Here is an 11,940-nt window from a genome sequence, read left to right on the forward strand (position 1 = left end):
TTATTTTAGGGTTTCTTTTATCTTAATTATTTGTTCGGCAAGCTCAATCCCGATTTTTTCCTGAGCATCTACAGTATTTCCTCCAACATGCGGAGAAAGTGATAGTGCAGGATTCATCAGCAAAAGAACTTCCGGATTTGGTTCTTTTTCAAAAACATCAAGTGCGGCTCCGGCTACTTTTTTGGATTCAATAAAGTCTATTAGGGAAACTTCATTGATCACGCCGCCTCTTGCAGTATTTACAATATAGACACCGTCTTTCATTTTTTCAAACTGAGGCGCGTCTATAATATATTCGTTTGTTTGCGGAGTATTGATACTTATAAAGTCGGCATCTTTAAGGAAAGCATCCATATCATTCGTTGAGGTGATTTCAAAGCTCACCGACTGTCCGTCGAAAAAACTTAATGTAAGAACTTCTGTTCTAGGTTTCCTTGTTAAAACTTTAACCTTCATTCCCAGAGAAATTCCCATTTTTACCACTTCCTGACCGATACTTCCAAAACCAATAACTCCTAACGTTTTTCCTGAAAGCTCATATGCATTATTGAACGATTTTTTCATCGCATTGAAATGAGTTTCCCCTTCCAACGGCATCAATCTGTTGGACTCATGAAGGAATCTTGCCAGGGAAAAGAAATGTCCGAAAACCAATTCCGCAACCGATCTTGATGATGCAGTGGGGGTATTGATAACGTATTTTCCTTTTTCAATCGCGTATTCAACATCAATATTATCCATTCCGATGCCTCCTCTTCCTATGATTTTCAGATTCGGACAAGCATCAATAAGATTCTGCCTCACTTTTGTAGCACTTCTTACCAAAAGAACGTCTACGTTGTTGTCGTTGATGAAATTGATCACGTGGTCTTGTGCAACCCTGTTGTCCAAAACTTCAATCCCTGCATCTTTCAATGCCTGTTCTCCTGCTTTTGAAATACCGTCGTTAGCTAAAACTTTCATGGTTTTATATTTAATTTAAATATTTAAAGAGTGAATTATTTAAAAATTTAAATAGTTGCGCAAATTAAGAAAATTTAAACTAATATTAAATAAACTTTAATTGCTTGAATGTTAAATATTTAAATTATTTAATAGATTTCATAACATCTACCAAAACCTGCACACTTTCAATTGGTAAAGCATTGTACAAACTTGCTCTGTAACCTCCTAAGCTTCTATGTCCGTTTAATCCGCTGATTCCCGCAGCTTTCCATGCGTTGTCGAAAGCTTCTTTTTTGCTTTCGTCTGTAATTTTGAAAGAAACATTCATTAATGAACGGTCTTCTTTTACACAAAAAGTTTCAAATAAAGGGTTGCTGTCGATTTCATCGTATAAAAGTTTTGCTTTTGCCTCGTTTCTAGCTTCAGCAGCAGCAATTCCTCCGTTGTTTTCCAGATGCTGTAAAGTCAGTAAAGATGCGTAAACAGGGAACACCGGTGGCGTGTTATACATCGATTCTTTTGAAATATGCTGAGAATAATCCAAGATCGAGAACATATTTTCTCTTCCTGTCTTGCCTAAAATTTCTTTTTTAATAACCACTAAAGTTACACCTGCAGGTCCCATGTTTTTCTGAGCTCCGGCGTAGATTAAATCAAATTTAGAGAAATCAAGCTGTCTTGAGAAAATATCAGAACTCATGTCGCAAACCATCAAAGTATCTACTTCAGGGAAAGACTTCATCTGAGTTCCATAGATCGTATTATTGGAAGTACAGTGGAAATAATCGTATTCTGAACCTACCGTATAATCTTTTGGAATAAAAGAGTAGTTTTCTTCTTTCGAAGAACCTACAACGTCCACAGTTCCTACTTTTTTAGCTTCTTTTATAGCTCCTGCAGCCCAAGTTCCTGTATCGAGATAAGCAGCTTTTCCGCCAACTTTCATCAGGTTGTAAGGTACCATCGCAAATTGCAGACTGGCGCCACCTCCCAGATACAAAACTTCATAATCATCACCAAGATTCATCAGTCTTTTTACAATCGCACGTGCCTCGTCCATTACCGCTACGAAATCCTTGCTTCTGTGCGAAATTTCCAAAAGGGAAAGTCCGATTCCGTTGAAATCCAAAATCGCCTGTGCCGATTTTTCGAATACTTCCTGAGGTAAGATACATGGTCCTGCGCTAAAGTTGTGCTTTTTGCTCATATTATTTATTTTTTGGATTTTCTGTAAAAATTTTCTTCTTACAGCTTCATTTATAGTTTCTTATTAAAAATTTCTGGCTTTTTGTATATAAAAAACCGCCTCATGATGTATGAGACGGCAGTTTTTATTCTCCGTGTAAGAATGCTTTTTTATTAAGCAGCGTTTCTTCAGATTCTACATGATCCTCATCCGGAACACAGCAGTCGACAGGGCAAACTGCGGCACATTGTGGTTCTTCATGGAAACCTTTACATTCCGTGCATTTGTCTGTAACGATGAAATAGACATCATCACTTACGGGCTCCTGCGGCGAATCGGCATCAATTGTCAATCCAGATGGCATCGTTACGGTGCCTTTAAGTTCAGTACCTTCTGAAGCTTTCCAATCTACTGCTCCTTCATAAATTGCATTATTCGGACATTCTGGTTCGCACGCCCCGCAATTAATGCATTCATCAGTTATTTTAATAGCCATCGCTAATTTTTTTTAAATTTGCACAAAATTACAAAATATTCCCCAATTTTACAGTAATTATGAGTATTGAAAATAAAGTTTTAGGACTTACGAAATTAAGTGAATATATAAAAGCGTTTTTAGCAAAAAATCATGAGGATTATAACGAAAATGATTCTGATTTTGAATTTTTGTTGAAAAAATCTGAAATTGAAAATCCGTGGTTTACAATTGAAAATCAGAAATTTGCTTTGCAACAATGGGCAGATTTGTTGACTGAAGACAATATAAATGATTGGTTGAAAGAATATTCGATCTCCAAAATCACTAAAAGAGTAGGACTGATTCTTGCCGGAAATATACCTTTGGTTGGACTGCATGATGTAATTTCAGTGGTTTTGAGCAATCATATTCCGGTGATTAAATTATCCTCAAAAGATAAGTATATGATTCCGTTTTTATTAAAAAAGTGGAATGAATTTTCCGAAGGAAATGTTCAGTTTGAATTTGTTGAAAAATTAGAGAATTTCGATGCTGTAATCGCAACAGGAAGCAATAATACAGCAAGATATCTTGAATATTATTTTAAAGACCGTTTAAACATCATCAGAAAAAACAGAACATCAATTGCTGTTTTGAAAGGTGATGAAACGGAAGCAGAATTACAGCTTTTAGCGAAAGATATTTTCCAATATTTTGGATTAGGTTGTAGGAATGTAACAAGATTATTGATTCCGAAGGATTTTGTAATTGACAGATTGTTTGAAAGTTTCATTGGTTTCCAAGATATTATCAATCATAATAAATATGCGAATAATTATGATTACAACAGAGCGGTTTATCTTTTGAATCAGGAAAAATTCTGGGATAATAATTTTGTGATGCTGAAAGAAGATGATAAACTTTTCAGTCCGCTTTCTGTCATCAATTTCAGCAGATATTCTTCTTTGGATGAAGTGAAAAACTTTATTGCTGGAAATGAAGAAAATATTCAATGTGTTGTAGCAAAAACAGAATTAGGCTTAAATTCAATCGAATTAGGAGAAGCACAGAACCCAGGGTTAGATACTTACGCAGATAATGTGGACACGATGAAATTTTTATCGGTAATATAATTCTTCGTATCTTGCTATCAACCAATCATTGAATTAGTATGAAAAAATTATTTCTAATACTTTCAGTTTTAGTCTTTCAATTGGGACTTTCTCAGGAAAGCAAAATAAAAATTGTTGAAAGCAAGAAAATTGAATTAACGGGCGAATTAAGTAAAGATAAAATTAATTTTTACAACCAACAGTTTGTAAAATTTGTTGCGGCTTTGAAGGTTAAAGATAAGCAAGCAATTGATAACTTGATTTCGGATAAAGTAAAGGATATTGTCGATGATAATATGCTCCAGATTCTTTCGGGAGGAATCAGTTTTGAACGAAAAATGGAGATTTATAAATCTGGAAATCAAATGTTGTTTGAAAATGAAACGTATCCTGCAATTCAATACAAATATGTTGATGATAAATTAACTCCGCCGAGAGATGTTATTACCGTGCTTTTTGAAAATGACGGAAAAATTTTAGGTGTAAAGCCAGATTACAGCAAATGATTTGGTGAGCAATAAACAATAGGAGAGAAGTTATTTCGTTATTGTTTATTCAAAATAATTAAGGTATAATGAAAAAAATATTTTTAATCCTTTCGGTTTTATCAGTTCAATTTTTTCTTTCACAGAAAAAGGCGAATCCAAAGGCTGAAAGTAAGAATAATCCGATCGAAAATACAAAGGCTTCTTTAAGTTTAAGCAAAGAAGAAATCGACCTTTATAATGGGAAATTCCTAAAATTTATAGCTGCTCTAAAGATTTCGGATCGCGCTGCAATGGAGGCATTGCTATCAGAAGAAGCTAAAGCAAAGGTTACCGACGTTGTGTATAAAAAGTTGTCAGAAGATATTGATACCAATAAAACTTTCAAAATCATCAAAACAGCCTACAAACCAACAATTGAAGGCGATCATTTTCCGATGATTCAATATAAATATTCTGATGATAAGGCTGTTGAACCAAAAGTAATAATTACGGCGGTTTTTGAAACTGACGGAAAAATTTTAGGAATAAGACCTTATAAGGTTACGAAATAAATTATTTTAAATTAAATAAAAATAACTATGATGACAGATGTTTTAGTCGCACACGCTAAAGACGTGGAGAAGGCTAGTTTTTACAAGAAAACGTATTTGCATGTTGCATTATCTATTCTTGCATTTATCGGTGTTGAAACGATTTTGTTGAATGTCGTTCCTGCTGAAATAATCGGATTGATGTTCGGACAAAAATACACTTGGCTATTGATAATCGGAGTGTTTTGGCTGGCTTCAATTTTGGCTACAAAATGGTCTCTTTCCCAAAGTAAATCGACGCAGTATTTTGGTTTGGCGTTTTATATTGTGCTGGAAGCTGCTATTTTCTTACCATTGATTTATATCGCTGTTTTACAAGCTGGAGCTGCTGTAATCTACCAAGCTGCAATGCTTACAATCGCGATGTTTGCAGGGATTTCTGCGGTTGCATTTACTTCGAAAAGAGATTTTTCATTCCTTAGAAATATCATTATCATCGGAGGATTTATTTCTCTTGGACTGATTGTTGCCGGAGCAATTTTCGGATTCGATCTTGGACTTTGGTTCTCTGTAGGAATGGTAATTTTGGCTTCTGCAACGATTTTGTACCAAACAAGCAAGCTAAAAGATTCTTACACAACAGATCAATATGTGGGAGCTTCTTTACAATTATTTGCTTCTATTATGTTGTTGTTCTGGTATATCCTAAGAATTTTGATGAGCAGAAGAAGCTAATTTTAGTGATGAGTTATGAATTATAAATTATAAGTGATGAGTTGTTTGATTGCGATTTTATAATTCATTTTTATAAACCCAAAAAATCCTGATGTTTTCATCGGGATTTTATTTTTGGTATTTAAACACGAATGGCACTAATTTTATCACAAATGACACAATTTTTTAAATAAAATATTGGTGTAGATTAGTGAAAAAATATTCGTGGAAATTAGTGTTTAAATTTATTTATCAATCGATCCTAAAACCTTTTGAGCAAACAAGTTCAAGGCATCCTTTTCACTCATTCCGTTTTGTACATTGGCGTGAACTTCAAGAGCTCCGCAGATATTTGTAATTAATTCTCCTGCAACATTCATATCCTCTTCTGTAGTTCCTCTGAACTCGGTAAAGCTTTCTAAAACCTCTAACGTTTTTTCAAGGTTTTCAGGAGTTTGATTTTGATAAAACTGCCTGATTATGGGTAACTTCATAACTACAATTCGTTAAATAAGTTAATTAAACTTTCCGCCTGATTAGATTGAACCTGATTTACCAATTCTCCATTTTTAAAGATTGCGAACGTAGGTAAGTTGTCAACTTTAGCCAATTTTCTACTTTCCGGTAATTTTTCTGCGTCTACATAAAGGAAAGGAATACTGTCGTTCTCAGATGCCAATTTCTTGAATTTAGGCTTCATAATTCTGCAGTTTCCGCACCAGGTAGCACCGTATTGTACAACCACTTTTTCATTTTCGCTTACAATATTTTGTAGCGTATCTTCTGTTAATTCTGTATACATAATTTAAATTTTAGAATAAAATTTAACAATGTACCAATATAACAATGCAACAGTTTTACCAATATCATTTTCTGCTACATTATTGTTACAATGCTAGATTGATACATTGTTAGATTAAAAAGTTAGTTTTTCGCTAAATATTCAGCAGTAGAAGTTCTGTCAGCTTTCATTGCATCTTTTCCTTCTTCCCAGTTTGCAGGACAAACTTCACCGTGCTTCTGAACGTGAGTATAAGCGTCGATTAATCTTAAATATTCTTTTACGTTTCTACCAAGAGGCATATCGTTTACAGACTCGTGGAAAATTTTTCCAGTTTCGTCGATAAGGTAAGTTGCTCTGTAAGTAACGTTTGAACCAGTGAAAACCTCTTCACCTTCTTCATTGTATTCGAAATCCTGATCTACAATTCCTAAGATATTAGCCAATTGTCTGTGAGTATCCGCTAAAAGTGGGTAAGTAACTCCTTCGATTCCTCCGTTGTCTTTTGAAACGTTCAACCAAGCGAAGTGTACTTCGTTTGTATCGCAAGAAGCACCGATTACTTTTGTGTTTCTTTTTTCGAATTCACCTAAAGCCTCCTGGAAAGCGTGAAGCTCAGTCGGGCAAACGAAAGTGAAATCTTTTGGATACCAAAACAAAAGAACTTTTTGTTGGTTGGTTGTAGCTTCTTCGAAGATGTTGATTCTAAGATCATCACCCATTTCAGACATTGCATCTACTGTTACATTCGGGAATTTTTTTCCTACTAAAGACATAATTTTCTCGTTTTTATATTTAAATTTTCTGATGCAAATATAGAAATATTCCGTCTATCGAACAAGTTGATGTTGATAAATAAAATCTATAATTGTTTTTGGAATATGTTCAAATAAAAAAGCCCTGAATTCAGGACTTTTAGTTTATTTTGATAACAAATTTTTAAGAATTGCTGAAATTTTTAAGCATTAATATTGAGCTTGTTTTTTTAATCTCTACAGTGTTTTCGTTGGCTTTATTTTTGTTCTAGGGATTTTTTTGAATTTTTCTAGGAAATTTTTTATTTAACATAAAAAAATAAAATGAAAAATTTAGAATTATTTATAGTTTAATGAAAAAAATGATTTTATATTTGAATCTCTAAAAAACACAGATGGTTCTTCTATTCTTCAGAATTGCCATTTTAATATTTATAAAATTAAAGAGACTTTTTATAAAGTCTTTGTAAAGAAATATTGCGCAATATGAAGGTAGGAAAAACCGAAAACCTACCTCCGAAAGGAAAGTTTAAAACTTCTCTGTTGAAGATTTGAACAAAATAAGTAGGGATATGAAAATAAAATTTATTAAATGATGAAAAAGCTAATGATTATGTCAGCTTTTGCACTTTTTGCAAGTGCTTCTTTAACTAACACTCAAGTACAAGCCAAGGAAGGAGGGTATATTTATGAATCAGGAGGGTGCTATTTCCATGTTGTTACTCATAGTATGTTATGGGGATTAATTACATGGGAAGAAGATCCAAGACCACTAGGTTGTGGAAGCGGATTTGCATAAGTTAAATTAAAAATTATAATTAAGGCTTTCTTTTTTGAGAAAGCCTTTTTAAAATAAGAATCAATGAAAAATAGTATATTATCCTTTGTTTTTATTTTTTTTATTGTTTGTACAAAAGCTCAAATGCTAAAAAAGGACTCTGTAAAAGAAAAAATTGCGAACATAGAAACAGTTGTTATTAACGATAAAGATTATGAAAAAGTAGATTATTCTTTTGCTTTGAAAAAGGAAATTAATTTTAGGCTTAAAACAGGTACTTCCAAATCTTCCTTTGAAATTGGGCTGAGATTTAATAATAATTTAGGACAAAAAGGAAGGGTAAGTAATGTGACTTTGTTTTTACATAAAACAGAGAAAGAGTATAGGTTAACTGACTTAGAAATTAATTTTTATAAAATTGATACATTAACAAATAAGCCTGGAGAAAAATTAAATATTCAGCAAATAATTTATACTCCTAAAAATAATAAAAGAGGCAATGTGAAAATTGATGTAGAAAAGTATCATATTCCTTTTCCTAAAGAAGGAATATTAGTTTCTGTAAAATGGCTTCCCAATAAATTTAACGATTTAAATGTTGGACCTTCGATAAGATTAACAAACTATACTGAGCGTTTGACATATACAAGATATGATAATGATATAACTAAATGGAATAATGGGTTCAATTTTTCTAAAAAAAATGGGTTATATACCAATGCAATGATAGGCTTAGAAGTTTATATAAAAAAAGAAAAGTTAGCAATGAATAAAAAGTATTTATATATCATTATTGCTTTTTTAACCCTAATAATTTTATGCTTATTAACTTACAAAACTTCTGAAAAAGTGGTTTTTAATGGGAGTAAAGAAACAATGATACATGATTTTGGAACTTTGGATAAAAATAAAACTCCATTGTATGAATATACTTTTAAATATGTCAACACAAGACATGACACTTTAAAAGTATATGGAGTAAGAGATGGTTGCGATTGTACCGAAAGCAAAGTAAAAATGGGACTTTATTTCAAAAACGATACTATTTTCATAAAAACTAAATATGATCCTAATAAGTATAATGATAATGGAGCTATTGCTAAACAGTTTTTTCTAATTACAAATAAAAATGTTTCAAAATTTGATACTATATTTCCTTTGTCATTAAATGGAATTGTTAAATAATATTTTAATAAAAAAAGCAGCTACTTAAACTAGCTGCCTTTCTTTATTTTAATAACCAAATATCTCAGTTAAGTTCAATTTTTTCACTTCACCGAGTTTCTTCATATCGGCTTCATTTACTTTATCTTGAGAAGCAACGAGACAGTAAGTATAATTTTTACCCTTCATTTCCTTATCGTGGAAGCTGTTGATATCTGCAAAAGAAAGTTTCGGAGCCTGTTCGTAAACATTCTTTCTGATATCCAAATTATTTCCAAGCTTTTGAGCTCTCAAATACGTAAAGATAATTCCATCTTGAGTAATTCTTTCTGCAGCAATCGATTTTTTCAATCCGCTTTTTGCTGTTTCAAATAATTGATCAGACTTTGGAAGTGTCGTTAAAAGTTCGTTCATCGCCGTTGTAGACTCATTGAATTTGTCTGCCTGAGTTCCAACGTATGCTGTAATCATATCCTTATCTTCTTTTTTGCCCGGAAGCGAGAAATAAGAGTAAGTAGAGTAGGCAAGAGCCTTTGATTCTCTGATTGTCTGGAACACGATAGACCCCATTCCTCCTCCGAAATAGTTGTTGAATAAGTTCACCGTCGGTGTAATGCTTGCATTGTACGGATCGCTGTTTCTTACCCAGAAAATCTCCGCTTGTACCATGTCGTAATGCGCGAACAAAACCTTGTTTTTATCCGTTGCAACCTGCGTGAAAGTTTTAGATTTCGGCATATCTTTCAATGAACTTGGTAGCTTATGAATCAACGTCAAAGAAGAAGAAACTTCGTTTGCAGATTTTGGTCCGTAATGAAGGATTTTATGCTTAAAATTAAATAAGTCGTGAAGTACATTCACCAAATCTTCTGCTTTTAAAGCATCTAGTTCTGCGTCTGTCAAAACATTATTAAAAGGATTTTGAGGGCCATATTGAGCATAGCTTCTTAATCCGGACATAATTGCGCCTTTATTTTGTTTTGCATTGGCTCTGGCCTTTTTCAATCTTGCTTTATAAGAATCTAATGCTTTTTGATCTGCAACACAATTTTTAATTAAATCTTCAAATAAAGAGGCTGTTTTATCAAAATTTTCATTTAAACCTTCAAGAGTTACATACGTTTCCTCGTTTCCTGCACTTACATTAAAGCTCGATGCCAACTTGTAAAACTCTTTGCTAATGTCTTCTGAAGACTTATTTTTTGTTCCTAAATATTCCAAATACTCTGCTGCCAAAGGAAGAATTTTATTATTCCATTTTCCGGAATCAAAGTAATAATATAATCTGAAAAGATCGTTGTCTGTATTTTTTACGGAAAGAACATCTACGTTTCCAACTTTACTTTTAGCAATATCTTTATCAAAATTCAGCCAAAGCGGAGAGATTGGATTTTCCGGCATTTCCGTGATTTTTTTCAGGAAAGGCGACTGGTCATCTCTATTAACAGAAACCGGAGTAATCGTTGGTTTGTCAACTTTTACGATATTTTTATCCTCACCTTTTCTCTTATAAACCGCCACATAATTGTTGTCTTTAAGATATCTTGAAACAAAATCCATGATGTCTTTTTTCGTCAGTTTCGAAATTTCATCGATGTATTCCAACTGCGTTTTATGATCTACTTCAGACGTAAATTCATCCATCAAAGATTCTGCTCTCGATGAATATTTTTCGTATTTCTGAATTACATTTTTCTTTTCATTATTTACAATTGACTGAATTAAATCTTCCGAAAATTCACCTTTTCTCAATTTATCAATTTCCTGAAGCAACAACGTTTTCACTTCATCCAATGATTGTCCTTCCGTCGGATTTCCCTGCAATAGAAGCACGGAATAATCCTTTAAAACATATGGGAAAGCATATGCACTCAACAATTTTTGCTTTTTAACAAGGTCAAGATCGATTAATCCGGCTTGTCCGTTGGTCAGCATACTTCCGATGAAATTCAGCATTCTTGCGTCTTTCGTCGTAGCTCCCGGAAATCTGAATCCGATCATAATATTTTCAGGATTCGGTCCATAAACTTCTCTCGTAATCGGAGCTGTGATCGGACTTTCCTGCCCTGGATTATATGTAGGAATCGGCTTAGATTTCATGTAAGAAAAATCCTTGTCGATTTTAGCAATCATTTCATCAGGATTAAAATCTCCCGACATGATAATTCCCATGTTGTTTGGAACATAGTAATTGTTGAAATATTCTCTAATCGCTTTTAATGAAGGGTTTTTCAAATGTTCAATTGTACCGATCGTTGTCTGTTTTCCGTAATTGTTATTCGGGAACATTGCCGCAAACATAGCCTCGTAAACTTTCCTTCCGTCATTATCAAGGCCTCTGTTTTTTTCTTCATAAACCGCTTCCAATTCCGTATGGAAAAGTCTTAAAATCGGCTGTCTGAAGCGTTCTGCCTGAACAGCCAAAAACTTATCCGTAACGTTCGCAGGAATATCTTCTGTGTAAACCGTTTGCTCATAAGAAGTGAAAGCGTTGGTTCCGTCTGCGCCCATCCCCGACATCATTTTGTCGTATTCGTTGGCGATGGCAAATTTTGCAGCTTCACCGGAAACTTTATCGATTTCCTTATAAATTTCTTTTCGCTTTGTTTCGTCTTTTGTAGAATTATATTTTTCGTAAAGAGCATCAATCTGATCCAAAAGAGGTTTTTCTTTTGCCCAATCTTTAGAACCAAACTTATCAGTTCCTTTAAAAAGCATATGCTCAAGATAATGCGCTAAACCTGTATGATCTGCAGGATCGGTTTTACTTCCCGCTTTGGTAGCAATAAAAGTCTGGATCCTAGGATCTTTTTTTGTCGGACTTAAAATAACTGTCAGTCCGTTTTTCAAAGTATAATATCTCGCTGAAGTCGGGTCGTTGGTTACATATTTATAAGTGTATCCGTTAGATTGTGCCTCTTTCCACTGGAAATCCTGTCCGTAAGCATTTCCACAGAAACTTGCTGCTGCAATACTTGTCGCAATTGTAATTCTCTTAAAAAAATTCATTGTGAAGTGTTATTTTTTTTG

The 11,940-nt window shown here is 33.4% G+C and carries 13 protein-coding genes; 6 read left to right on the forward strand and 7 right to left on the reverse strand.

Going from position 1 to position 11,940, the window contains the following annotated elements; translation table 11 throughout:
- The 3 genes from ACKX2A_RS00485 to ACKX2A_RS00495 all read right to left on the reverse strand — a co-directional run bounded on the left by ACKX2A_RS00485 (position 1) and on the right by ACKX2A_RS00495 (position 2,627).
- Entirely contained in the window at positions 1-963 is a 963-nt protein-coding gene (locus ACKX2A_RS00485; protein ID WP_415327060.1) for a D-2-hydroxyacid dehydrogenase, read from the reverse strand.
- Between the two features lie 124 nt (positions 964-1,087).
- Complete coding sequence (serC, locus tag ACKX2A_RS00490; protein WP_415327061.1) at positions 1,088-2,152, reverse strand: 3-phosphoserine/phosphohydroxythreonine transaminase; 1,065 nt, start codon at positions 2,150-2,152, stop codon at positions 1,088-1,090.
- Between the two features lie 124 nt (positions 2,153-2,276).
- A complete protein-coding gene (locus ACKX2A_RS00495; protein ID WP_415327062.1) occupies positions 2,277-2,627 on the reverse strand; it encodes a 4Fe-4S binding protein in 351 nt (116 codons plus the stop codon).
- Positions 2,628-2,686: 59 nt separating this feature from the next.
- Here ACKX2A_RS00495 and ACKX2A_RS00500 point away from each other — a divergent pair, with 59 nt between their 5' ends.
- The 4 genes from ACKX2A_RS00500 (at position 2,687) to ACKX2A_RS00515 (ending at position 5,453) form a co-directional block, all read left to right on the forward strand.
- On the forward strand, positions 2,687-3,721 hold the full coding sequence (locus ACKX2A_RS00500) for an acyl-CoA reductase (protein WP_415327063.1): 1,035 nt from the start codon (positions 2,687-2,689) through the stop codon (positions 3,719-3,721).
- A gap of 38 nt (positions 3,722-3,759) precedes the next feature.
- Positions 3,760-4,206: a peptidylprolyl isomerase gene (locus ACKX2A_RS00505; protein WP_415327064.1), complete on the forward strand. Its 447-nt coding sequence runs from the start codon at positions 3,760-3,762 to the stop codon at positions 4,204-4,206.
- Positions 4,207-4,274: 68 nt separating this feature from the next.
- Positions 4,275-4,739 (forward strand): peptidylprolyl isomerase, encoded by a 465-nt coding sequence (locus tag ACKX2A_RS00510; protein ID WP_415327065.1) that lies wholly within the window; start codon positions 4,275-4,277, stop codon positions 4,737-4,739.
- 27 nt (positions 4,740-4,766) lie between these two features.
- Positions 4,767-5,453, forward strand: a complete 687-nt coding sequence (locus ACKX2A_RS00515; RefSeq protein WP_415327066.1) for a Bax inhibitor-1 family protein — start codon at positions 4,767-4,769, stop codon at positions 5,451-5,453.
- 224 nt (positions 5,454-5,677) lie between these two features.
- Here ACKX2A_RS00515 and ACKX2A_RS00520 read toward each other — a convergent pair whose 3' ends face one another.
- The 3 genes from ACKX2A_RS00520 to ACKX2A_RS00530 all read right to left on the reverse strand — a co-directional run bounded on the left by ACKX2A_RS00520 (position 5,678) and on the right by ACKX2A_RS00530 (position 6,989).
- The gene (locus tag ACKX2A_RS00520) at positions 5,678-5,926 is read right to left on the reverse strand and encodes a DUF6952 family protein (protein ID WP_415327067.1); all 249 of its coding nucleotides are present in this window, start codon (positions 5,924-5,926) and stop codon (positions 5,678-5,680) included.
- Between the two features lie 2 nt (positions 5,927-5,928).
- Positions 5,929-6,234 (reverse strand): thioredoxin family protein, encoded by a 306-nt coding sequence (locus tag ACKX2A_RS00525; protein WP_307459104.1) that lies wholly within the window; start codon positions 6,232-6,234, stop codon positions 5,929-5,931.
- Between the two features lie 122 nt (positions 6,235-6,356).
- Positions 6,357-6,989 (reverse strand): peroxiredoxin, encoded by a 633-nt coding sequence (locus ACKX2A_RS00530; RefSeq protein WP_415327068.1) that lies wholly within the window; start codon positions 6,987-6,989, stop codon positions 6,357-6,359.
- A gap of 571 nt (positions 6,990-7,560) precedes the next feature.
- Between ACKX2A_RS00530 and ACKX2A_RS00535 the strand changes: the two genes are divergently transcribed.
- Positions 7,561-7,767: a hypothetical protein gene (locus tag ACKX2A_RS00535; protein ID WP_415327069.1), complete on the forward strand. Its 207-nt coding sequence runs from the start codon at positions 7,561-7,563 to the stop codon at positions 7,765-7,767.
- A 63-nt stretch (positions 7,768-7,830) separates the two neighbouring features.
- On the forward strand, positions 7,831-8,931 hold the full coding sequence (locus ACKX2A_RS00540) for a DUF1573 domain-containing protein (protein ID WP_415327070.1): 1,101 nt from the start codon (positions 7,831-7,833) through the stop codon (positions 8,929-8,931).
- A 48-nt stretch (positions 8,932-8,979) separates the two neighbouring features.
- On the opposite strand, the gene ACKX2A_RS00545 is transcribed toward ACKX2A_RS00540, so the two are convergent.
- Positions 8,980-11,919, reverse strand: coding sequence for a M16 family metallopeptidase (locus ACKX2A_RS00545; protein ID WP_415327071.1), 2,940 nt, complete (start codon positions 11,917-11,919; stop codon positions 8,980-8,982).
- Between the last annotated feature and the right edge of the window lie 21 nt (positions 11,920-11,940).

Source organism: Chryseobacterium sp. MMS23-Vi53 (genome assembly GCF_047651245.1).
In the GTDB taxonomy this organism is placed as follows: Bacteria; Bacteroidota; Bacteroidia; order Flavobacteriales; family Weeksellaceae; genus Chryseobacterium.

Bases quoted from the DNA above. Each gene is read 5' to 3' on its own strand.
- serC (WP_415327061.1), bottom strand. From the start codon at position 2,152: ATGAGCAAAAAGCACAACTTTAGCGCAGGACCATGTATCTTACCTCAG.
- ACKX2A_RS00540 (WP_415327070.1), top strand. From the start codon at position 7,831: ATGAAAAATAGTATATTATCCTTTGTTTTTATTTTTTTTATTGTTTGT.
- ACKX2A_RS00505 (WP_415327064.1), top strand. From the start codon at position 3,760: ATGAAAAAATTATTTCTAATACTTTCAGTTTTAGTCTTTCAATTGGGA.
- ACKX2A_RS00545 (WP_415327071.1), bottom strand. From the start codon at position 11,919: ATGAATTTTTTTAAGAGAATTACAATTGCGACAAGTATTGCAGCAGCA.
- ACKX2A_RS00535 (WP_415327069.1), top strand. From the start codon at position 7,561: ATGATGAAAAAGCTAATGATTATGTCAGCTTTTGCACTTTTTGCAAGT.
- ACKX2A_RS00515 (WP_415327066.1), top strand. From the start codon at position 4,767: ATGATGACAGATGTTTTAGTCGCACACGCTAAAGACGTGGAGAAGGCT.
- ACKX2A_RS00495 (WP_415327062.1), bottom strand. From the start codon at position 2,627: ATGGCTATTAAAATAACTGATGAATGCATTAATTGCGGGGCGTGCGAA.
- ACKX2A_RS00485 (WP_415327060.1), bottom strand. From the start codon at position 963: ATGAAAGTTTTAGCTAACGACGGTATTTCAAAAGCAGGAGAACAGGCA.
- ACKX2A_RS00510 (WP_415327065.1), top strand. From the start codon at position 4,275: ATGAAAAAAATATTTTTAATCCTTTCGGTTTTATCAGTTCAATTTTTT.
- ACKX2A_RS00520 (WP_415327067.1), bottom strand. From the start codon at position 5,926: ATGAAGTTACCCATAATCAGGCAGTTTTATCAAAATCAAACTCCTGAA.
- ACKX2A_RS00525 (WP_307459104.1), bottom strand. From the start codon at position 6,234: ATGTATACAGAATTAACAGAAGATACGCTACAAAATATTGTAAGCGAA.
- ACKX2A_RS00500 (WP_415327063.1), top strand. From the start codon at position 2,687: ATGAGTATTGAAAATAAAGTTTTAGGACTTACGAAATTAAGTGAATAT.
- ACKX2A_RS00530 (WP_415327068.1), bottom strand. From the start codon at position 6,989: ATGTCTTTAGTAGGAAAAAAATTCCCGAATGTAACAGTAGATGCAATG.